The following is a 20,471-nucleotide window of genomic DNA, read 5'->3' as shown; positions in this document are numbered from 1 at the left end:
GAACCTAGCGGACAGCTGTCCGCTCAGCAAGGCCGATCCGTTGGGTGTGTCCGGAAGGAGCAGGTGTGCGGGACGATATGAGTGCCCCTCAGCGCCCGGACGCCCAGCGCAATCGCGAACGCATCCTGGCCGTCGCCCTGGTCGAGCTGACGCGCGCCGCGGACACCCCGGTCAGCGCGATAGCGAAGAAGGCGGGGGTCGGTCAGGGCACGTTCTACCGGAACTTCCCCAACCGCGAGGCCCTGGTCCTGGAGGTGTACCGCTACGAGATGCAGCAGGTCGCCGAGACCGCGTCCCAGTTGCTGGCGACGCGCCCCCCGGACGTGGCGCTGCGGGAGTGGATGGACCGGCTGGCGCGGTACGGGATGGCGAAGGCGGGTCTGGCCGACGCGCTGCGGACGACGGCGAGCCGCTACGGCAGCCTGTCCCAGCTCGGGCACGGCCCGGTGACCAGCGCCCTCGTCCTGCTGCTGGAGGCCAATGAGCGGGCGGGCACGATCCGGCCCGGGATGACCCCGGACGACTTCCTGCTCGCGATCGCGGGGCTCTGGCAGCTCGACCCGCACGGCGCGTGGGAGCCGCGCGCGGCCCGGCTCCTGGACCTGGTGATGGACGGTCTGCGCGCGGGCGCCCCGGCGTCCCCTCCCCCGGCCTGACCCGCGTACGGGAGGGCGGGGCCCGCACGCACCTGCCGGGACGCGCCCCGCCCGTACCGCTGCCGGGACCTCAGCGTCCCGTGCCCCCGCCCCCGATCATCACCGTGCGCGCCCAGGTGGGCGGTTCGTCCGGGACGTAGGTGTCGTCGTCCTCGTCCCACGTCGGGAGCCGGGTCCGGTCGAAGAGGCCGATCACGGTGCGGCAGGGCGGCGGGGCCGAGGGCCACGGCGTCTGCCCGTCGGTGAGGGCCACGACGACGTCCGGGGCGGGGCGGGTGCGCAGCGCGCGGGCGAAGCCGTCGCGCAGGTCCGTGCCACCGCCTCCGGCCAGCGGGATGCCCTCGGAGCGGCACAGCGGGTGCACGACCCGGGTCGCCGCGTCGCACGACAGGACCGTGACGAGGTCCCGGCGGCCGCCCACGGCCCGGGACACGGCCGCGACCTCCAGCAGCGCGCTGCCCAGCTCGGTGTCGCTGACGGAGCCGGAGGTGTCGATGACGACGGCGACGCGGGGCGGCCGGCGCCGCAGGCTCGGCAGCACGGCTCCGGGCACGCTCGCCGAGCGGCGGGCCGGTCTGCCGTACGAGTAGTCCTCGCCGGCGCCGGGTCCGGTGGCCGCCGAGCGGACCGCGGCGCCGAGCAGCTCCCGCCAGGGCTGGGGCGGGTGGAACACCTCCTCGGCCCAGCGCGCCCAGCTCTCCGACGTGTCACCGGGCCGTCCGGTGATGCCCCGGGCGACCCGGAAGCGCACCGCGTCCCGTTCCTGGGCGCTCAGCCCGTGCGCCCCGTCCGGTCCCAGGTCCCATTCCCGCTCCAGCCCGTCGGCGCCGCTGCCGCAGTCCAGCCAGGCGAGATGCTCGGTCAGCCGCCCGAGCCGGAACCGGGTCAGGTACTCCTCCATCAACTGCCCCTCGGGCAGCGCCAGATCGGCGGGGACGACGGCGCCGGGCGGGCGCGGCAGCTCCTCGTCGAAGGCGTCGTCGTTGATCTCGCAGTCCGCCGCGATGTTCATCCGCAGCCGTTCGGCGCGACCGGTCAGCCCGTGCCGCCGGGCGTAGGAGTCGCCGCGCCCGTGGTGGTCGCGCAGCAGGTGCGCGACCTCGTGGACCCAGACCGCGGCCAGTTCCGCCACGGGGGTGGCGGCCACGAAGGCGGGTGACACGTAGCACCGCCAGAAGCGGTCCACGGCCATGGTCGGCACCCGCCGCGACTCGACGGTGTGCAGGGCGAACAGGGCGGTGGCGAGGTAGGGGCGGGCGCGGGCCGCGAACAGCCTGGCGGCGAACAGCTTGTCGCGGTCCAGGGCCGCCGCCCCGGCCGGGCCCGCCTCCCGGGCCAGGAGCCCCGGCTCGGCCGGGTTCACCGGCCGGCCCCGACGGGGGCCGTGGTGCGGGCCGCCGCCGCCCGGTCGGCGCGGCGGGAGATCGAGACGACGCCGGCCATCCGCTCGATGGTCTCCGGCACGTCCCAGTCCTCCTGCCGCAGGGTGGCGAGCGTGGTCGCGGGCACCACCACGAGGTCGGGGGCGCCGGTCTCCAGGGCCCGGACCAGCAACCGCCACGCCGCGTCCCAGCGGGCCCGGTCCGGCCGCTTCCGGACGGCGGCCACCACCCCGTCGAGCACGGCCTGGCGCAGATCGCCCCGTTCCGGCAGGTCCGCGGCCTCCGGATCGGCCAGCAGGGTCTCCGGGTCCGGCAGGTCCATCCGGTCGACGGCGGCCAGCAGCTCCAGCCCCGGGCCGTCCCCGACCGCGCCCCTGACCAGCAGGGACAGCACCTCGCGGGAGACGTCCGCGGCGGTCGCGAAGGCGATCAGACGCAGGGTCATCTCCCAGCTGCGGGGTGAGGGCCAGGCGCCGCCGCGCCGGGTCTCCGCGCTGGGCAGCCGGTGCACCAGCGCGGGCCGTGCGGCGAGCAGTCCGCACACCGCCCGGCGGGCGAACTCCACGGCGCCGGTGAGCCGTTCGGGATCCAGCCGGGGCAGCGTCGCGCGCGGCCAGGTACCGCCGAGTCCGCGGACGACGACATCGTGGTCGTGGACCCACTGGAGGTGGACGAAGCGGTTGGCGAGCGGCGGGCTCAGCTCCCAGCCGTCGGCGGCGGAGGAACGGGGGTTGGCCGCGGCCACGATCCGCACCCCCGGCGGAAGACGGAGGGCGCCGATGCGCCGTTCCAGGACGAGCCGGAGCAGCGCCGCCTGGACGGCGGGCGGGGCGGTGGAGAGTTCGTCGAGGAAGAGCAGTCCGCGCCCGGCCCTGACCAGGCGCACCGCCCAGTCCGGCGGTGCCATCGGGACGCCCTGTTCGGCGGGGTCGTCGCCGACGATCGGCAGTCCGCAGAAGTCGGACGGTTCGTGGACGCTGGCGATGACCGTCGTCAGCGGGAGGCCGAGCGCGTCGGCGAGCTGGGTGAGCGCGGCGCTCTTCCCGATCCCCGGCTCGCCCCAGAGGAGGACGGGCAGGTCGGCGGCGACGGCCAGGGTCAGCGCCTCCAGCTGTGTGTCGGGGCGCAGCTCGGTCGCGGTCGTGTCGAGCAGGGCCGTCAGCCGGCCGGCGACATCGAGCGGGCCGGCCTGAGCGGGTGCGGTCGGGGGCGTCGTCATGAAGGCATCACCTTGGGTTCTCGAAGGTCGGCGGCGGACCGGAGGGGCCGTCGCGGGAGCCGTGTCCGGGTGCGGACACGGCGGGGGTCCGGGCCTCGTCCACGAGGCGTCCGGGCGGGCCGGGGCAGAGGTCGGGCGCGTGCGTACGCCGTGCGGGCGCGCACCTCACCCGTACGCGGTCGGACGGGTCAGGGGCGGCTTCGGCGGGGGGACCGTGTGCGGACCGGCTCCCGTCGGCGGGCGCGCGGGGCGGGCTCGGCGAGTCCGGCGCGGAAGAGTCCGTACGCGATCCGGCGCCGGGCCGCTGATTCCAGCTCGTCCCGGAGCGGGCCGTCGCGAAGGACCGCGTCCGGACCGAGCAGTCCCTCGACCACGGCGAGCGCGCCGTGGATGTCCCCGTGGTCCAGCCGTTCGCGGACGCCGCCGAGGCAGTCCGGGCGGCGGTGCGCCGCGTCGACGGCCTGGAGACAGGGCACGGGGGTGCCCGTCAGCGCGGCCAGCAGCTCTTCGCGGCGGAGTTCGGCGGGATCGTGGTCGAGCGGGGCGAGGACGCCGTCGACGAGGCCGATCCGGTGCCGCTCGCCCCGGCAGTCCACCAGCCGGACCCGCCCGGCCGCGTCCTCCGTCCCGGCCGCCGGGGAGGCGGGCCGGTCCGGGAACAGGGCGGTGCGCACGAGCGGGTGCAGCCGTCCGGGGTCGAGCACCCCGTCCCGTACCAGCTCGGCGTCGGGCAGGGCCCAGGTGGCGGCGTCGGGGAGCACGGGCGGGATGCTGCCGGACCGCTCGCCGGGCGGATCGGCGATCCGGAGCGCGGGCGGCGCGCCGGATCCGTCGCCGTCCGCCGCCCGTTCGAGGAGGAGCCGGTGCCCGCCGCCGAGGCGCACGGCGAAGGTCCGGTCCGTCCGGGAGTCGGCCCGCAGCAGCAGGTCCGCCTCGGCAGCCCAGCGGTCCACGGCGCAGCGGCGGCCCGGCGGCACCAGTGCGGCGACCGCCGGACCGGGCGGCGGACCGGCCGCGGCGGGGCCGGCTCCGGAGCGCTCCCCCAGTTCGGCGGTCCGGCGCGCGTCCCAGAGGTGGCGGTGCAGATCCAGCCGGAAGCGCGTGCTGGGCCGGGGGTGCGGGTGGCGGACCGGTGCCGCGCGCGCCCCGTCCCACAGGGCGAGACTGATCCGCTGTCCGGCGTCCGCCCAGGCGGGCGGGGTCCGGACGACCAGCTGCACGGCCGCCCGGGGACCCGGTTCGCCGGTCTCGTACCGGGCCAGAGGGATCGTCAGCCCCGGGCGCAGCAGTCCGCGCGGAGCGATCCTCGGCAGATGCCAGCGCAGCAGGTCCGGTGCCAGATGGCGCAGGTCGGCCCGGACCCGGTCGGCGAGCTCCCGGCCGTGCGCGGCGGCCAGGGTGCGCGGTGCGAGGTCGACGTCGACCCCGGCAGCCGCGCAGGCACCGGCCCAGTCACCGGCCGTGCGGCGGGCAGTGGCGGTCTCGATCATGGAGGGCGGCACGGCGAACTCGCGCACGCGCAGCCAGAAGGTGAGGAAGGGATCCCGAAGCGTTCGGTGAGTGGTCATCAGCACTCGCCTTGCTTGTTCGGGTCCCCCAATCTGTGAACAGTCCGATTCGTCATCGCGGGGCAGCCTAGCGTTCGGTCGTCCCGGGGTCGAGATCTTTTTTCGATCCGGGCGGGAACCGCCGGAAGGGTCTCCCGAGGAGACGACCCCCGGGGTGCGAGGTCCGATTCCCGCCAGCGTCCGCCGCGCCGGATCATCACGATGGGCTCATGACCGCAGAGAACACGAGGGATTCGAACCCGATCGCGCCGGCGTCGGCGGGGCCGCACACGGACGGGCGCGGCGCCCTTGACGCCCTGGCCGTGCTCAAGGACTTCTACGCCGCCGAAGCGGCGTACATCGCGGCCGGAGGGATGGGCCGGGCGAGCTTCGACGGACTGGCCGCGTGTCTCGATCCCGAGGTGGTGATGTACCAGGCACCCGGACTGCCCTACGGGGGCACGTGGCGCGGACCGCGCGGCATCGAGGCGTTCATGGCCGCGATGAGCGAGACATGGCAGTCGTTGGAGTTCCTGGAGCAGCGGTTCGTGGTCGACGGAGACGTCGTCGTCGTGCTGAACCGGGGCCGGCTGCGGGCCCGCGCCACCGGCCGCGTCCTGGACACCTCGGTGATGCAGATGATCACCGTGAGGGACGGGCTCATCACCGAGATGCACCCGTTCTACTGGGACACCCTCGCGGTGGCCGACGCCTTGCGCCCCCGGTAGACGAGGCCCGCCGTCCCTTCCTCCGGCGGGCGTGCGACGGCGGCCCGGGGGGCGGGGGGCAGCCCTTAGAGTGCCGGGATGGTGATCGGGATTCCGGAGGCGTTCGTACGGAGCACCGTCGAGCGGGAGGGGGCAACCGGTGCGGCGTGGACCGCCGGACTGCCCGCGCGCGTCGGCGCGTTGCTGGAGCGCTGGGAGTGCGTTCCCGCCGGGGAGACGGTCCACGGCGGGGTCGGGATCGTGCTGCCGGTACGCCGGAGCGACGGCGGGGACGCCGTGCTGAAGGTGTCGTTCCCGCATCCGGGGAACGTCCACGAGCCGGACGCGTTCACCGTGTGGGACGGGCGCGGGGCGGTGCGGCTGTACGCCCGCGCCGACGCGGACTTCGCGATGCTGCTGGAGCGCGTGGAGGCCACCACGCTGGGCGAGGCCGAGGACGGGGACGCGGTGGCCCGGGTGGCGGGCGCGGTCGGCAGACGGCTCGCCGTCCCGGCGCCGCGCGGACTCCCCCGGCTCCGGGACCTCGCCGGGGACTGGGAGGCGGGGCTGCGCCGGGACTCCGAGGAGCTGGGCCGGCCGCTGCCCGGCCGCACGGTGGCCGCCGCCGTGGCCACGGTCCGCGAACTGACCGCCGACGGACCGGATCTGATGATCCACGGCGATCTCCACGGGCGGAACATCCTGCGCGCCCGCCGCGAGCCGTGGCTGGCCGTCGATCCGAAGGGCCTGGCCGGCGATCCCGCGTACGACGGCGGGACCTTCCTCAAGACGCGGGCACCGGCGCTGATCGCCGCCGGTGACGTCCGGGCGGGGCTGGAACGGGCGCTGGACGTGTTCACGGAGGCGTCCGGGCTGGATCGTGGACGCGTCCGCCGGTGGGCCCAGTTCCAGGCCGTGCAGGCGGCCTTCTGGGGGCGCCGGCACGGATTCCGGCGGTCACGGGGCGGATCCGGGCGCGACGGGCTGGTGGCGTTCGCCGACGGTATGGCGGAGCAGCTGGCCGACGGGGTCTGACCGTCCCGGCCGGTCCCGGTCCGTCAGGGTCGGGGCTTGCGCAGGGCCGCCACCGCCCATGCGGCGCGGCCGGACAGGGGGGCGAGCCGCTTCGCCGATTCCTTGGCGACGAGGCCGAGCAGGGTCCGGGCGTGGGCCATGGTGGTGTGCGCGAGGTCGCTGTCTCCGGCTTCGGCGGCGGCGAGGACGAGTTCCAGGTGCTGTTCGGTGATCAGCCGGCCGAGGCCGCGCCGGTGCCATCCGGCCGTCCGCTCGTCGGGGGCCGGGCCGCCGGAGCCGACCGCGGCCCTCGCCCGTTCCAGCGCCCGGCCCGCCGCGGCGAGGTCGCCCTTGCGGCGCTCCAGCCGGGCCAGGACGTAGGCCTCGGAGGCCCGGTCCGTCGGGGTGTCCTGGAGCGACAGCAGGTTGAACTGGGCGCGGGCGGCCTGTGCGTGGTCGCCGATCCCCTCCAGGGCCCGGCTCAGCTCGCGCAGCCGTGCGGCGTCCGGGCCCGTGTCGTCGAGCATCCGGATCAGGGCGGTGCGCGCGTGCCCGGTCAGACCCTGGCGGTGGGCCAGGTCGGCCCAGGTCAGCTCGGTCACGGCCGCGGGGTCCCGCCCGTAGCGGCTCGCGTCCTCGGCCCGTGCCCAGGCGACGGCGCCCCGGGCGTCGGTGACCCGCCCGGACGTGGCCTCGCGCAGGAGCGGCACGTCCTCGTCCCGGCCGTGCAGGGCGACGAGGACGGCGGCCAGCGCGCGTTCCTCGTACCGTTCCGTACGTTCGGCGCACTCGGCCGCCAACAGGGCGCGCAGCAGCGGCAGATCGTCGGCGCGGCGGTCGAACTGGGCGGCCCGCAGCACTCCGGCGCGCGCCACCGGGTCGGCCGGCGCTCCGCCGCCCTCCGCGCGCATCCGCTCCAGGGCCTCGCGCGCCGGGCCGAGGACGATGTCCCGCAGGCACATCCGGTACGCGTCGGGCAGCCGGTAGGCGCAGAGTTCGGCGGAGTTCAGGAGGAGGTGGTCCGGTTCGGTGCGGGCGGCGGCCGCCTCCGCCCGCGCGAGGAGTTCGGTGAGCGGCCGGTCCGGGAGGCCCAGTCCGGCGACGAGCGCCGCCCGTTCCGCGTCGAGATCGGGGGCGAACTCCTCGCGCGCCTCGTCGTCGCAGGCGCGCACGACGGCCCGCAGCTCCTCCTCGTCCAGGTCCGAAGTGAGGCCCTCGCACCAGCCGGGCAGCCGCACCAGCATCTCCAGCGCCTCGGTGACGCTGTCCGCGACGAGCACGGCGTCGCCCTCCGAGGAGGCGTACAGCACGGCCGTGCCGCCGGAGAGGAAGTACGTGCCTCCGGTGTCGTCCCCGGCGATCGGCTCAAGGGAGGCGCCGGACGCCAGATGCACGTCCTCCACGTGGTACGCCCGGCTCACGTCGAAGTCGAACGGGAACGCGGCCGCCCCGGCGAGCTCGGGGCGGGTGCGCAGGAGGTGCAGGACGGGGTCGGTCATGCGACGGGAGCCTACCGAGGGGCCCCTCCCGTGCCCCGCCCCGGTGCGGGGCGGACCGGGGCGGGGGCGGCGAGGGCGGTCGCGAGGAGCGTCACGAGGCCGCGCGCCGGGTCCGGGCGGTGTCCGGGTGGGCGAGGCCGAGGTGGTCGCGCAGGGTCGGTCCCTCGTACTCGGTGCGGAAGACGCCGCGTTCCTGGAGCAGCGGGACGACGGTGTCCGCGAAGCCGTCCAGTCCGCCGGGGGTGAGGTGGGGGACGAGGATGAAGCCGTCGGCGGCGTCGGCCTGGACGAAGGCGTCGAGAGCGGTGGCGACGGTGTCCGGGGAGCCCACGAAGGACTGGCGGTTGCCCGTCTCGATGACCAGATCGCGGATCGACCAGTTCTTCGCGGCGGCCAGCTCCCGCCATTCACGGGCGGTGGCGACCGGGTCGCGGTACATGCGGACCTGGGCGCGGCCCCGGGCGACGGTGTGCTCGCCGGGGTCGGGGTCGATGTCGGGGAGCGGGCCGTCGGGATCGTACGCGGAGAGGTCGCGGTTCCACACGAATTCGAGGTGCTTGATCGCGGTGGCTCCGCTGACCTGCTGCCGGCGGACCTCACGGGCCAGTTCGGCCGCCTCGGCGTCGGTGTCGCCGAGGACGAACGTCGCGGCGGGCAGGATCAGGAGCTGGTCGGGGGTGCGGCCGTAGCGGGCGAGGCGGCCCTTGACGTCGGCGTAGAAGGCCTGGCCGGCCGTGAGCGTGGCGTGCCGGCTGAAGATCGCGTCGGCGTCCGCCGCTGCGAACTCGCGGCCCTCCTCGGAGTCGCCCGCCTGGAAGATCACCGGGCGGCCCTGGGGGCTGCGGGGGACGTTGAAGCGGCCCTCGATGTCGAAGTGCGGTCCCCGGTGCACGAAGGAGCCGGCGCGGGCGTCCCGCAGGAACGTGCCGGTGGCGGGGTCGGCGACGAGGTCGTCGTGGTGCCAGGAGTCGAAGAGTTCATGGGCCGTGGTCAGGAACTCCCGGGCCCTGGAGTAGCGCTCCTCCTGCGGGAGGTAGCCGCCCCGGCGGAAGTTCTCGCCGGTGAACGCGTCCCAGGAGGTGACGACGTTCCACGCGGCGCGCCCGCCCGAGAGGTGGTCGAGGCTGGCGAACTGGCGGGCCACCTCGTAGGGCTCGTTGAAGGTGGAGTTGATGGTGCCGGTCAGGCCGAGGTGGTCGGTGACGGCCGCGAGGGCCGACAGCACGGTGAAGGTGTCGGGGCGTCCGACGACGTCCAGGTCGTAGATCCGTCCGCCCTGTTCGCGCAGGCGCAGCCCCTCCGCGAGGAAGAGGAAGTCGAAGCGGGCGCGTTCGGCGGTGCGGGCGAGATGGGCGAAGGAGCTGAACTCGATATGGCTTCCGGAGCGCGGGTCGCTCCAGACGGTGGTGTTGTTGACGCCCGGGAAGTGGGCGGCGAGATGGATCTGCTTGACCGGTTTGCCGGTGGCGCGGTCGCTGCTCATGTCGGTGGTCCCTCCGGCTCAGACGGTGGCGTAGCGGTTGGCGGGCCGGGCGAGGCCGAGGAGTCCGCGCAGGGTGTCGGCCTCGTACGCGGTCCGGAAGGCGCCGCGGCGCTGGAGTTCGGGGACGAGGCCGCGGGTGATCGCGGGCAGATCGTGGCCGATGACGGCGGGGCGCAGCCGGAAGCCGGTCAGTCCGGCCTCGCCGCGTTCCAGGAGCAGATCGGCGAGCTGGGCCGGGGTCCCGGTGAACACCTGGGCGTCGCTCGTGTACGGGGCTCCGGCCACCGCGTCCAGCCGGCCGAGGCGGTCCTCGGCGGCGGTGGGGGTGTCGTCGAGGAGGACGACGAGGTCCCCGAAGAGGTGGAGGGGTTCGCCGTCGCGTCCGGCGGCGCGCTGTTCGGCGCGGATCTCCTCGACGATCGCGCGGGCGTGCGCGGTGTCGCGCGGGGTGACGTAGCCGAGGTCGGTGGACCGGGCGACGAGGCGGTAGGGAACCGTCTGGTGGGCGAGGGCGGTGACCGGGGGCTGGCCCTGCGGGGGCCGGGGCGTGATCGAGGGGCCCTTGACGCTGAAGTGCCGTCCCTCGAAGTCGGTGTAGTGCAGCCGGTCGCGGTCGATGAAGCGGCCGGTGGCGGCGTCGCGGATCTCGGCCCCGTCCTCCCAGCTGTCCCAGAGCCGGCGGACCGCCTCGATGTAGTCGGCGGCCTCGTCGAAGAGTTCGGCGGTGAGGGCGCGGACGGCGGGGGTGTCCCCGTCCTCGGTGCCGAAGGCCGGGAAGGTGCGGCGTCCGAAGTGCGCCGCCTCGGTGCGGCGCGGGGAGACCTGGACCCGCAGGCCGGCGCGTCCCGCGCTGATGTGGTCGAGGGTGGCGACGGCCTTGGAGAGGTGGAAGGGCTCGGTGTGCGTGACGACGGCGGTGGGGACCAGTCCGATGTGCCGGGTGAGGGGGGCGACGCGGGCGGCGACGAGCACGGCGTCGAGCCGGCCGCGTTCCCGGTCGGTGCGGTCGTCGGGTCCGTCGTAGTGGGTGGACTGGAGGCGCAGGGCGTCCTCGATGGTCACGAAGTCCAGCAGACCGCGCTCGGCCTCGGTGACGGTGTCGGTCCAGTACGCGGGGTCAAGGAGTTCGGCGGGGCGGGCGCCGGGCTCGCGCCAGGCGGCCGGGTGCCAGCCGGCGCCGTCGAGGGCGACGGCGAGGTGCAGCGGGGTGCGGGCAGGGTGCGGCCATGACGATGCGGACACGTGAGGGTGCCTTCCTGATCGACCGTGGAGGATCGCCGGGCCCCGTCGGGGGGTGCGGCGTCGGAGGTACGGATCAGGGGCGACAGAGCGCGGCGGACACGCGCTGGAGGTCGATGTGCGGGCGGGAGTACAGGTGGACGCGGTGGCGGGGCACGAGCGCGACGGCGAGCGGCCGGGACTCGGTCATGACCGTCGCCTCCCCTCCGGACTCGGGACCCGTCCGGAACGCTACGCGCGACGGCGTCGCCGCGCAATGGCGCCGGATCATGGTCGCGGCACTCGCCGCACCGGTCTCAACAGCGCGTCGGCACACGTTTGTTCCGCCCCGGCGCACCGAATCGACCGGGCGCGGGCCGGGTATGACCGGATGTCAGTCCGCCAGCCCGGCGGCAAGGGTGGCGCCCAGCTCCCAGCACGCCTCGATGTCGGCCTTCGCGGGCTCGCCGGTGACCTCCACCGTGGCCGCCGCGCGCCGCCAGCCCAGGCCCGTGGTGACGGAGTCGACGGCGCGCACGGCGCCGGTGACGTCGTTGCCGCCGTGCACGTAGTACCCGAAGGGGCGGCCGCGCGTCGCGTCCAGGCAGGGGTAGTAGATCTGGTCGAAGAAGTGCTTGAGGGCGCCGGACATGTAGCCCAGGTTGGCCGGGGTGCCGAGCAGGATGCCGTCGGCGGCGAGGACGTCGGAGGCCGTGGCGGCGAGCGCCGCACGCCGCTCCACGCGGACCCCCTCGATCCCGTCCGCCGTCGCTCCGGCGAGGACGGCCTCCAGGAGGGCCTGGCAGTTCGGCGAGGGGGTGTGATGAACGATCAGGAGAGTGGCCACACCCCGGAACCCTGCCGTGCCGGCCGCCCACCCGCAAGCGCCCCCGCCGTGCGTGCGACCTGGGCGTTGTCCCGGACCGTCCGGGTCGTCGATCATGGACCGGACAGGGACCGGGGCCCGGCGGCGGGCCGGGACCGCACGCGGAGGGGGCGGACGCATGACATCCCGTACGACGCGCCGGCAGGGCATCGCCGTGCTGGCCGACGACCTCACGAGCGCCGGGGACGGGGCGGCGCCGTTCCGTCGCGGCGGCCGTACGGCGCGCATCGTGCTGTCCGCCGCGTCGGAGACGCCCCAGGTGGCGGATGGCACCGGGGTGACCGCGGTCGACCTGGGGACCCGGCTGCTGGACGCGGAGGCGGCCGCCGCGCGGGCGGGGCGGGCGGCACGCCGGTTCGCCGGTTCCCCGGTGCTGCTCAAGACGGTCGACTCGACGCTGCGCGGGCATGTGGGGGCGGAGGTCCGGGCGGCGTGGGCGGGGTCGGGGCGCCGGGCCGTCGTCCTCGCCCCGGCCTTCCCGGCGGAGGGCCGGGTGACGCTGGACGCGGTGCAGTACGTGGGCGGGGTGCCGGTGCACGAGAGCGCGTACGCCGACGATCCGGCGCATCCCGTGCGGTGCGGGGATCTGCGGCTGCTGTTCCCCGGGGCGGCGCACCTCGCGCCGGAGCGGGTGGAGGGCCTGCCGGGGCTGATCGGCGGGGGCGGGCTGTTCGTCTGCTCGGCCGCGACGGACGCGGACCTCGACCGGCTGGTGGCGGCGGTGCCGCACCCGGAGGAGGTCCTGTGGGTGGGGTCCCCCGGGCTGGCGCAGGCCCTGGCCCGCCGTTTCCCGGGCGGCGGCCCGGCCGCTCCCCCGCCGGCTCCGGCCCGCCGCCCGCTGGTGGTGGCGGGCAGCGCCAATCCGGTCACCCGGCTCCAGTTGGAGGTGCTGCACCGCCGGGCGGACGCGGCGGGCGTCGTCGCCGGGGACGATCCCGGGGCCGCGGTCGCGGCACTGCGCGCGCTGACCGCCCCGGTGCTCACCCTGCGCACCCCGGACGACCGCGCCGCCCCCGGCCGGGCGCGGGCGCTCGCCCGGACCCTGGCTTCGGCCGCCGCGGCGCTGGCCGCCGAGGGGCTGGTGGACGCGCTGGTCGTCACCGGCGGGGAGACCGCCGCGACCGTGCTGCCGGCGCTCGGGATCGAGGGACTGGATCTGCTCGACGAGCCCGAACCGGGCGTCGCCCGCGCGACGCCGCACGGCCGTCCCGGCTTCACCGTGCTGATCAAGGCGGGCGGCTTCGGGGACGAGGAGGCCCTGGTGCGGCTGTGCCGCCCGGGGGACGCGGGGGCGCAGCTGCCCCGGCCGGCTTCGTGTCCCCCACTGCTGACGTGACATCGGACGGGTTCGGCGCACATCACCACACGCATCCCCTGCGCGCTAATGCGCGAAAGTCGGCCCCGACGAACAACTATTGACATGTCACGGTCGTTCCCGCGAGAGTCGTCCCGCCAGTGATGCCGGTCTCGTCATGAGGAGCGATGCCCCATGCCCGAAATCCCTGAAATCTCACGCCGTTCGGTCCTGGGAGGAACACTGGCCACGGGGGCGCTCGCCGTCGGCCTCGGAGCCGCCGCGGCACCGGCCTCGGCCGCACCGGCCGCCGCCGCGCCCCGCCGGGCGGCGGGTCAGAAGTCCATGATCGGCGTCCCGTTCGAGGCGCACGACACGGTCCGGGTCGCCGTCATCGGGCTCGGCAACCGCGGATCCGGGATGACCACCGGCTGGGCCGCCGTCCCCGGCAGTGTCGTGACGGCCGTCTGCGACATCCGCGCCGACCGGGCCAAGCGCACCGCCGACCAGCTGGTGGCGGCCGGCAAGCCGCGCCCCGCGGAGTTCGGCGGGTCCGCGGACAGCTACGCGCAGATGCTGAAGCGCGACGACATCGACCTCGTGTACATCGCGACCCCGTGGGAGTTCCACTACCCGCAGGGCAAGGCGGCGCTGCTCGCGGGCAAGCACGTCGTCGTCGAACTGCCCATCGCGACCGAACTCGACCAGCTGTGGGACCTGGTCGACACCTCGGAACGCACCCGCAGGAATCTGATGCTCTCCGAGAACTGCAGCTACGGCCGCAATGAACTGGCGATGCTCAAGATGGCGCACGAGGGTCTGTTCGGTGAGCTGACCAACGGTCACGGCGGCTACATGCACGATCTGCGCGCGCTGCTGTTCTCCGACACCTACTACACCGACTCCTGGCGCCGGCTGTGGCACACCCGCTCCACCGCCTCCTTCTACGCCATGCACGGCCTCGCCCCGATCGCGGCGGCCATGGACATCAACCGCGGCGACCGGATGACCACCCTCACCGCGACCGCGACCGCGCCGAAGGGGCTCGCCGACTACCGCGAGCGCTTCATGCCGAAGTCGCACCCGTCCTGGCAGGAGACGTACATCAACGGGGATCTGGTCACCTGCCAGATCCGGACCGCGAACGGCCGGACCATCCGGGCCGAGCACGCGGTCAGCGCGCCGCGCCCGTACAGCAGGATCAACTCGCTCGTGGGCAGCCGCGGCATCTTCGAGGACTACGCGGGGAACTCGCCGACCGGTGCCCGCGTCTACGTCGAGCCCGACCACAGCGGTGACTACTGGCGCGACTTCGACACCTATCTCAAGGAGTTCGACCACTGGCTCTGGAAGAAGATCGGTGACGACGCCGCGAACAACGGGGGCCACGGCGGCATGGACTACGTCCTCCAGTGGCGCACGGTCCAGCTGATGCGGGCCGGCCTCGTGCCCGACATCGACGTGTACGACTCCGCCTCGTGGTGCGCTCCCGTGCCGTTGAGCGTGATGTCCCTCGCCGCGAAGGGCCGGCCCGTGGACATCCCGGACTTCACCCGCGGCTCGTGGGTGAATCTGCGCACCGGTCTCGACTCCCGCTCCACCGAGATGCCCCCCGTCGTCCGATGAACGCCCCCGTGAAGGAGCACGCCATGAGACCGGCCCGACTGATCGCCCCGCTGCGCGCCGCCGCCGTGGCGGCCGCCGTCCTGCTCGTCCCCGCCCAGGCGGCCACCGCCGCGCCCGCCCCGCCCGCCGCCGCGTCCGCCCCGGGGACCGAGGTCACCGTCTCCGCCGTGGACCTGGACGGGCCGGCGATCTCCGAGGTGGAGGTGACCGTCCGCAACACCGCGCCGCAGCGCCTGCGTTCGCTGAAGGTGTCGTTCGGCGGACCGGTCGGCTGGGCGGTCCAGCCGGCCGTGCGGAGCGTGTCCGGGTCCCTGGCCACGGGCGCCTCCGCGTCCACGACCTTCCGGATCCAGGTGCCGGAGAAGCGTTCCGGGTTCGTGATCCGCGCGTTCACCGCGACGGCGACGTACCAGGGCGGTGACGGCCTCGGCACGGCCACCGGCACCCGCACCGAACGCTCCGGCTCGCCGCAGGCGAACCTGGCGGCGGCGTACAACGCGGTGGCGATCACCGACGAGGCCGACACGAAGCCGGGCAACTACGACGGCGAGGGCAACAGCTTCTCCGCCCAGAAGCTCGCCGCCGTCGGACTCACCCCCGGTGCCCGGGTCGACGCCCTGGGCGCCCAGCTGACCTGGCCGGACGTCCCCGCCGGCAGCAAGGACAACGTGTCGAGCGCCGGACAGGCCGTCACCCTCCCGGGCCGGGGCTCCACACTGGTGTTCCTGGGGTCCGGCGTCGGCAGCGGGGCCACCGGCAGCGCCACCGTGTACTACACCGACGGGACCACGACGACCGGCTCGTTCGGCTTCCCGAACTGGTCGTTCGACCCGGCCGACGCCCACGGCGCCACCCTGGTGGCCTCCACGGACGGACGCAACCGGCCCGACGGGTACGGCAACGCCACCGTGAAGTACCGCGTGTTCGCGCACTCCATCGCGCTGGACCCGGACAGGACCGTCGACTTCGTGGTCCTGCCGGCCAACGGGAACGTCCACCTCTTCGACATGGGGATCGCTCCCTGACGGCGGCGAGGCCGTCCGCCGCACCCGGACGAGGGTGCGGCGGACGGCCTCGGGACGCTCGCCGTGACGGCTCCGCCGGGGTCAGCCCCGGGCGAGGAGCTGGAGGGTGTCGATGACCCGGTTGGAGAAGCCCCACTCGTTGTCGTACCAGGCGACGACCTTGACGTGCCGGCCCTCGACCCGGGTCAGCGCCGAGTCGAAGATCGACGAGGCCGGGTTGCCCGTGATGTCGGAGGAGACCAGGGCGTCCTCGGAGTACTCCAGGACCCCGGCGAGCGGGCCCTCGGCCGCCGCGCGGTAGGCCGCCAGCACGTCCTCGCGGGTCACGTCGCGGGCGACGGTGGTGTTCAGCTCCACGATCGAGCCGACCGGAACGGGCACCCGGATCGAGTCCCCGGACAGCTTGCCGTCCAGGTTCGGCAGCACCAGGCCGATCGCCTTGGCGGCACCGGTCGTGGTCGGCACGATGTTGACGCCGGCCGCGCGCGCCCGGCGCGGGTCGCGGTGCGGGCCGTCCTGGAGGTTCTGCTCCTGCGTGTAGGCGTGCACGGTCGTCATGAACCCGTGCTCGATCCCGGCGAGCTCGTCGAGGACGGCGGCCAGCGGGGCGAGCGCGTTCGTCGTGCAGGACGCGTTCGACACGATCGTGTGCAGCTCCGGGTCGTACGCGCCGGTGTTGACGCCGTACGCGAGGGTGACGTCGGCACCGTCGGACGGGGCGCTGACGAGCACCTTCCTCGCCCCCGCGTCCAGGTGGGCGCGGGCCGCCTTCGCCGAGGTGAAGCGGCCGGTGGCCTCCAGGACGATGTCGACGTCCAGGGCCTTCCAGGGCAGCTTCGCCGGCTCGCGCTCGGCGACCACGGTGATGCGCCGCCCGTCCACGACGAGGACGTCGCCGTCGAGACCCACGGGCCGGCCGAGCCGGCCGGACGTGGAGTCGAAGGCGAGCAGCCGGGCCAGGGCGGCGGGCTCGGTGAGGTCGTTGACGGCGACGACCTCCAGGTCGGTGTCGCGCTCCAGCAGGGCGCGCAGCACATTGCGTCCGATGCGGCCGAATCCGTTGATGGCGATGCGAGTCATGAGCGATGTCCCTTCGTTTCGTCACCCAGCTTCGCTCGGGGAACGGCGGCCCGGCAGCGGCGCGGGCGCCACGGTTCGAAAGGATCGCGCCAGGGTGCGGAACGGGCTATTCGGTGCGGGCGAAGGTGCGCCGGTACTCGCTCGGTGTGGTGCCCAGGATGCGCTGGAAGTGCAGGCGGAGATTGGTTCCGGTGCCGAGGCCGGTCTCGGCGGCGATCTGCTCGACGCTGTGCTCCGAGCGCTCCAGGAGTTCGCGGGCGCGGTCGACGCGGGCCCGCATGACCCACTGCATGGGGGTGTAGCCGGTGTCCTCGACGAAGCGGCGGGAGAGCGTGCGCGGGGAGACGGCCGCGTGCCGGGCGAGCGCGTCGAGGGTGAGCTGTTCGCCGAGCCGGTGCAGCGCCCATTCGCGGGTGGCGGCGAAGCGTTCGCCCAGGGGTTCGGGGACGCTGCGGGGGACGTACTGGGCCTGGCCGCCGCTGCGGTAGGGGGCGGCGACGAGCCGGCGGGCGGCGTGGTTGGACGCGGCGACGCCGAGGTCGCCGCGCAGGATGTGCAGGCACAGGTCGATGCCGGACGCGGCACCGGCCGAGGTGAGGACGCTGCCCTCGTCGACGAAGAGCACGTTCTCGTCGACCCGGATCAGGGGGTGCTTGGCCGCCAGGGCCCGTGCGTAGTGCCAGTGCGTGGTGGCGCGCCGGCCGTCGAGCAGTCCGGTGGCGGCGAGGGCGAACGCGCCGGTCGAGATCGCGGCGAGCCGGGCGCCCCGGGCATGGGCGGCGACGAGCGCGTCCACGACGGGCCGGGGCGGGTCCTCGCGGTCGGGGTGGCGGTAGCCGGGGATGAAGACGATGTCGGCCCACTCCAGGGCGTCGAGCCCGTCGGCGACGTGGTACGAGAGTCCGTCGCCGCCGGTGACCAGTCCGGGTGCGGCGCCGCACACCCGGACCTCGTACGGCATGCTCGCGCGGGTCGTGAACACCTGGGCGGGGATCCCGACGTCGAGCGGTTTGGCGCCCTCCAGGACGAGGACGGCGGCGCGGTGCAGTCGGTGGGCGGACACGGGCCCAGCGTACGAGGGGCCGGGCGGGGCGGGCGAACGGGCCGGAGCGGTCCTGCCGCCCCGGCCCGCCCCCGGGCTCAGCGGGCGTGCCGGGCCATCCAGTCCTCGACCTCGTCGGCGGACCGGGGCAGGCCGGCCGACAGGTTCTCGTGGCCGTCCGCGGTGACCACGAGGTCGTCCTCGATGCGGACGCCGATGCCGCGCCATTCCTCGGGCACGGTCAGGTCGTCGCGCTGGAAGTACAGTCCGGGCTCGACCGTGAGGACCATGCCCGGCTCCAGGACGCCGTCGACGTACTCCTCGCAGCGGGCGGCGGCGCAGTCGTGGACGTCCAGGCCGAGCATGTGGCCGGTGCCCGCCATGGTGAAGCGCCGCTGGAGCCCCAGCTCGTACGCGCGGTCGGCCGGTCCCTCGATGAAGCCCCACTCGACGAGCCGTCCGGCGAGGTGGCGCTGGGCGGCCTCGTGGAAGTCGCGGTAGGCCGCGCCCGGCTTGACCGCGGCGAATCCGGCCTCCTGCGCCTCGTACACCGCGTCGTAGACCCTGCGCTGGACGGGGGTGAAGGTGCCGCTGATGGGGAGGGTGCGGGTGACGTCGGCGGTGTAGAGGGTGTGGGTCTCCACCCCGGCGTCGAGCAGCAGCAGTTCTCCGGGGCGGACGGGGCCGTCGTTGTCCGTCCAGTGCATGATCGTGGCGTGGTCGCCCGCGGCGCAGATGGTGCCGTAGCCGACCGAGTTGCCTTCGAGGCGGGCGCGGCGCAGGAAGGTGCCCTCGATCCAGCGCTCGGAGGAGGCGACGGCGGTGGAGAGTTCGGCGACGGCGTCGGTGAAGCCGCGCACGGTGGAGTCGACGGCCTTGCGGAGTTCGCCCAGCTCCCAGTCGTCCTTGACGAGGCGCAGCTCGCTCAGGACCTCCTCCAGTCCGGCGTCGCGCTCCGCGTCGGTGCGCAGCGCCGCCTCCAGGACGGGGTCGATGCCCCGGACGACGCGGGTGGGCACGTCGGAGGCGGCGAGGTCGGCGGCCGCGGTGCGGACGTCGCGGCAGGGCAGGCCGAGGACGCGCTCCGCCTCGGCCAGGGAGCGGCGCCGGCCCATCCACAGCTCGGCCGTGGGCCCGGTCCAGAACTCGTCGTCGTCCCGGCCGTCCCTCGGCAGCTGGAAGCAGTAGGCGTCGTGGCCGCCGTCGGCGCGCGGCTCCAGGACGAGTGCGCCGTCGCGGGCCCGGTCGCCCGTCATGTGGACGTAGCCGGAGTAGGGGCGGAAGGGGTACGTGTCGTCGTTGGACCGGGTCTTGAGGCGTCCGGCCGGGACGACGAGGCGTTCGCCGGGGAAGCGCGCGGAGAGGGCGGTCCGGCGGCGGGCGGCGTGCGGGGCCTGTTCGTCGGGGCTCAGATCGTGCTGCTCGGTGTCCGCCCAGCCGGTCCGCATCAGCGCGGACAGCTCCGGTGAGATCTCCGGGTAGAGGCGGTTCTTCCGGCCTTTCGCCACGTCATGCTCCTTCTTCGGGACGGTCTCCTGCGGCGCGGCCGCGTCGGGGGCCCGGGGTGGGCCGGGCCGTTCCCGACGAGGACCGGGGCGCGCCGGTGGGCGCGCGCTCGCCGTCGCCGGTCGTCGGCCTCCGGAGGCTATCCCTCGCGACGGACCCGTGGTGCCCGACCGTGCCAGTGGCACTGATCGGCCACCCGGCGCGCCCGGACCGTCTCGGCGCGAGCCCGCGCACGCCGTCACCGCCGCGGACGACGGCGTGTGCGGTTTCCCGCCCGGGGAGGCGTCATAGTGGCGCCCATGACGAACGAGAGACTCGGCGAGGCGCTGCGGCTGCTGGGCATCGACGGGCCGGCGCGCCGGGTGTATCTGGCCCTGCTGGAGCGGGCGCCCGCCCCGCTGGAGGCGATCGGGGAGGCGGCCGGTCTGACGGGCGCGGAGCTGGCGGGGGCGTACGCCGCGCTGGTGGACGCCGGGCTGGCGGGCGCGGCGGACGGGACCGGCGCGGTGGTGGTTCCGGTGCCGCCCGCGGCGGGGCTCGACGTCCTGGCCCGGCACCGTGCGGCGGAGGTCGAGGAGTCGCGGATCGCGGTCGGCGGCGCGTTCGACGTGTTCCGGCGGCAGCGGCTCGCCGCCTCGCCCGGCGATCTCGTGGAGGTGGTGACCGGGGACGCGGTCGGTCCGCGGATCCGGCAGGCGTGGGCGAGCGCGCGGGAGCAGATCCGGCAGTTCGAGTCGCCGCCGTACGTCCCGCTGACCGGGGCCACCGAGGACGCGCTGGCGACGCTGGCGCGCGGGGTGACGCAGCGGGTCGTCTACTCGCGCGCGTCGCTGGAGCACCCGGGGCACCTCAAGGACGTCATCGAACCGTGCGTCCGGGCCGGGGAGCAGGCGCGGGTGCTGCCGACGGTCCCGGTCAAGCTGGTGATCATCGACGACGCGTACGCGCTGGTCTCGCTGTCGATCCGGGAGGCGGACGTGCACCACACGATGCTCGTCGTGCGGCCGTGCGGTCTGTTCTCGGCGCTGGTGGCGCTGTTCGAGGAGTCGTGGTCCGGCGCCCTGCCGTTCCACGGGCGCACCGCCCGGCCCGGTGGTCTCGCCCCGGCGGACCGGCGGCTGCTGTGGCTGCTGGCGGGCGGGGCGAGCGACGAGGTGATCGCCCGGGAGCTGGGCGTGAGCCGGCGCACGCTGTTCCGCCGGCTGTCGACGCTGATGGCCCGGCTCGGCGCGGCGAACCGGTTCCAGATGGCGCTCCGGGCCCAGCGCTCGGGCTGGCTGTGAACGG

At 75.1% G+C, this 20,471-nt stretch carries 18 protein-coding genes; 7 read left to right on the top strand and 11 right to left on the bottom strand.

Features of this window, described 5'->3' with window-relative positions; translation table 11 throughout:
• Positions 1-77: 77 nt before the first annotated feature.
• Positions 78-656: a TetR/AcrR family transcriptional regulator gene (locus tag ACZ4FH_RS10715; protein ID WP_467303819.1), complete on the top strand. Its 579-nt coding sequence runs from the start codon at positions 78-80 to the stop codon at positions 654-656.
• Positions 657-726: 70 nt separating this feature from the next.
• On the opposite strand, the gene ACZ4FH_RS10710 is transcribed toward ACZ4FH_RS10715, so the two are convergent.
• The 3 genes from ACZ4FH_RS10710 to ACZ4FH_RS10700 all read right to left on the bottom strand — a co-directional run bounded on the left by ACZ4FH_RS10710 (position 727) and on the right by ACZ4FH_RS10700 (position 4,825).
• Entirely contained in the window at positions 727-2,019 is a 1,293-nt protein-coding gene (locus tag ACZ4FH_RS10710; RefSeq protein WP_467303817.1) for a vWA domain-containing protein, read from the bottom strand.
• Positions 2,016-3,257: an AAA family ATPase gene (locus ACZ4FH_RS10705; RefSeq protein WP_467303816.1), complete on the bottom strand. Its 1,242-nt coding sequence runs from the start codon at positions 3,255-3,257 to the stop codon at positions 2,016-2,018. Before ACZ4FH_RS10705 ends, ACZ4FH_RS10710 begins: the two co-directional genes overlap by 4 nt.
• A gap of 188 nt (positions 3,258-3,445) precedes the next feature.
• Complete coding sequence (locus tag ACZ4FH_RS10700; protein WP_467303814.1) at positions 3,446-4,825, bottom strand: hypothetical protein; 1,380 nt, start codon at positions 4,823-4,825, stop codon at positions 3,446-3,448.
• 209 nt (positions 4,826-5,034) lie between these two features.
• On the opposite strand from ACZ4FH_RS10700, the gene ACZ4FH_RS10695 reads away from it, so the two are divergent.
• Positions 5,035-5,532 carry a nuclear transport factor 2 family protein gene (locus tag ACZ4FH_RS10695; protein WP_467303812.1) on the top strand — a complete coding sequence of 166 codons (498 nt, stop codon included), beginning with the start codon at positions 5,035-5,037 and terminating at the stop codon, positions 5,530-5,532.
• Positions 5,533-5,613: 81 nt separating this feature from the next.
• Entirely contained in the window at positions 5,614-6,546 is a 933-nt protein-coding gene (locus ACZ4FH_RS10690; protein ID WP_467304026.1) for an aminoglycoside phosphotransferase family protein, read from the top strand.
• Between the two features lie 23 nt (positions 6,547-6,569).
• Here ACZ4FH_RS10690 and ACZ4FH_RS10685 read toward each other — a convergent pair whose 3' ends face one another.
• The 5 genes from ACZ4FH_RS10685 to ACZ4FH_RS10665 all read right to left on the bottom strand — a co-directional run bounded on the left by ACZ4FH_RS10685 (position 6,570) and on the right by ACZ4FH_RS10665 (position 11,572).
• On the bottom strand, positions 6,570-8,024 hold the full coding sequence (locus ACZ4FH_RS10685; RefSeq protein ID WP_467303810.1) for a hypothetical protein: 1,455 nt from the start codon (positions 8,022-8,024) through the stop codon (positions 6,570-6,572).
• Positions 8,025-8,115: 91 nt separating this feature from the next.
• Positions 8,116-9,507: an NtaA/DmoA family FMN-dependent monooxygenase gene (locus ACZ4FH_RS10680; protein ID WP_467303808.1), complete on the bottom strand. Its 1,392-nt coding sequence runs from the start codon at positions 9,505-9,507 to the stop codon at positions 8,116-8,118.
• An 18-nt stretch (positions 9,508-9,525) separates the two neighbouring features.
• Positions 9,526-10,749, bottom strand: coding sequence for an LLM class flavin-dependent oxidoreductase (locus ACZ4FH_RS10675; protein ID WP_467303807.1), 1,224 nt, complete (start codon positions 10,747-10,749; stop codon positions 9,526-9,528).
• A 73-nt stretch (positions 10,750-10,822) separates the two neighbouring features.
• The gene (locus ACZ4FH_RS10670; protein WP_383635937.1) at positions 10,823-10,936 is read right to left on the bottom strand and encodes a putative leader peptide; all 114 of its coding nucleotides are present in this window, start codon (positions 10,934-10,936) and stop codon (positions 10,823-10,825) included.
• 183 nt (positions 10,937-11,119) lie between these two features.
• Complete coding sequence (locus tag ACZ4FH_RS10665; RefSeq protein WP_467303804.1) at positions 11,120-11,572, bottom strand: flavodoxin family protein; 453 nt, start codon at positions 11,570-11,572, stop codon at positions 11,120-11,122.
• A gap of 157 nt (positions 11,573-11,729) precedes the next feature.
• Here ACZ4FH_RS10665 and ACZ4FH_RS10660 point away from each other — a divergent pair, with 157 nt between their 5' ends.
• From ACZ4FH_RS10660 to ACZ4FH_RS10650, 3 genes are all read left to right on the top strand, one after another.
• Positions 11,730-12,947 (top strand): four-carbon acid sugar kinase family protein, encoded by a 1,218-nt coding sequence (locus ACZ4FH_RS10660; protein WP_467303802.1) that lies wholly within the window; start codon positions 11,730-11,732, stop codon positions 12,945-12,947.
• Between the two features lie 153 nt (positions 12,948-13,100).
• The gene (locus tag ACZ4FH_RS10655) at positions 13,101-14,531 is read left to right on the top strand and encodes a Gfo/Idh/MocA family protein (RefSeq protein ID WP_467303800.1); all 1,431 of its coding nucleotides are present in this window, start codon (positions 13,101-13,103) and stop codon (positions 14,529-14,531) included.
• 23 nt (positions 14,532-14,554) lie between these two features.
• Positions 14,555-15,556, top strand: coding sequence for an NEW3 domain-containing protein (locus tag ACZ4FH_RS10650; protein WP_467303798.1), 1,002 nt, complete (start codon positions 14,555-14,557; stop codon positions 15,554-15,556).
• A gap of 81 nt (positions 15,557-15,637) precedes the next feature.
• On the opposite strand, the gene gap is transcribed toward ACZ4FH_RS10650, so the two are convergent.
• From gap to ACZ4FH_RS10635, 3 genes are all read right to left on the bottom strand, one after another.
• Positions 15,638-16,636 (bottom strand): type I glyceraldehyde-3-phosphate dehydrogenase, encoded by a 999-nt coding sequence (gene gap / locus ACZ4FH_RS10645; RefSeq protein ID WP_467303797.1) that lies wholly within the window; start codon positions 16,634-16,636, stop codon positions 15,638-15,640.
• Positions 16,637-16,742: 106 nt separating this feature from the next.
• Positions 16,743-17,699, bottom strand: coding sequence for a GlxA family transcriptional regulator (locus tag ACZ4FH_RS10640; RefSeq protein WP_383635918.1), 957 nt, complete (start codon positions 17,697-17,699; stop codon positions 16,743-16,745).
• A gap of 77 nt (positions 17,700-17,776) precedes the next feature.
• Positions 17,777-19,186, bottom strand: a complete 1,410-nt coding sequence (locus ACZ4FH_RS10635; protein ID WP_467303794.1) for an aminopeptidase P family protein — start codon at positions 19,184-19,186, stop codon at positions 17,777-17,779.
• Positions 19,187-19,483: 297 nt separating this feature from the next.
• Between ACZ4FH_RS10635 and ACZ4FH_RS10630 the strand changes: the two genes are divergently transcribed.
• Positions 19,484-20,467: a helix-turn-helix transcriptional regulator gene (locus ACZ4FH_RS10630; protein WP_467303793.1), complete on the top strand. Its 984-nt coding sequence runs from the start codon at positions 19,484-19,486 to the stop codon at positions 20,465-20,467.
• Positions 20,468-20,471 lie beyond the last annotated feature (4 nt).

This window comes from Streptomyces sp. NPDC024555 (assembly GCF_055559335.1).
Note: the sequence above shows the minus strand (reverse complement) of the source record. Positions and strands in the feature narration are given on the sequence as shown.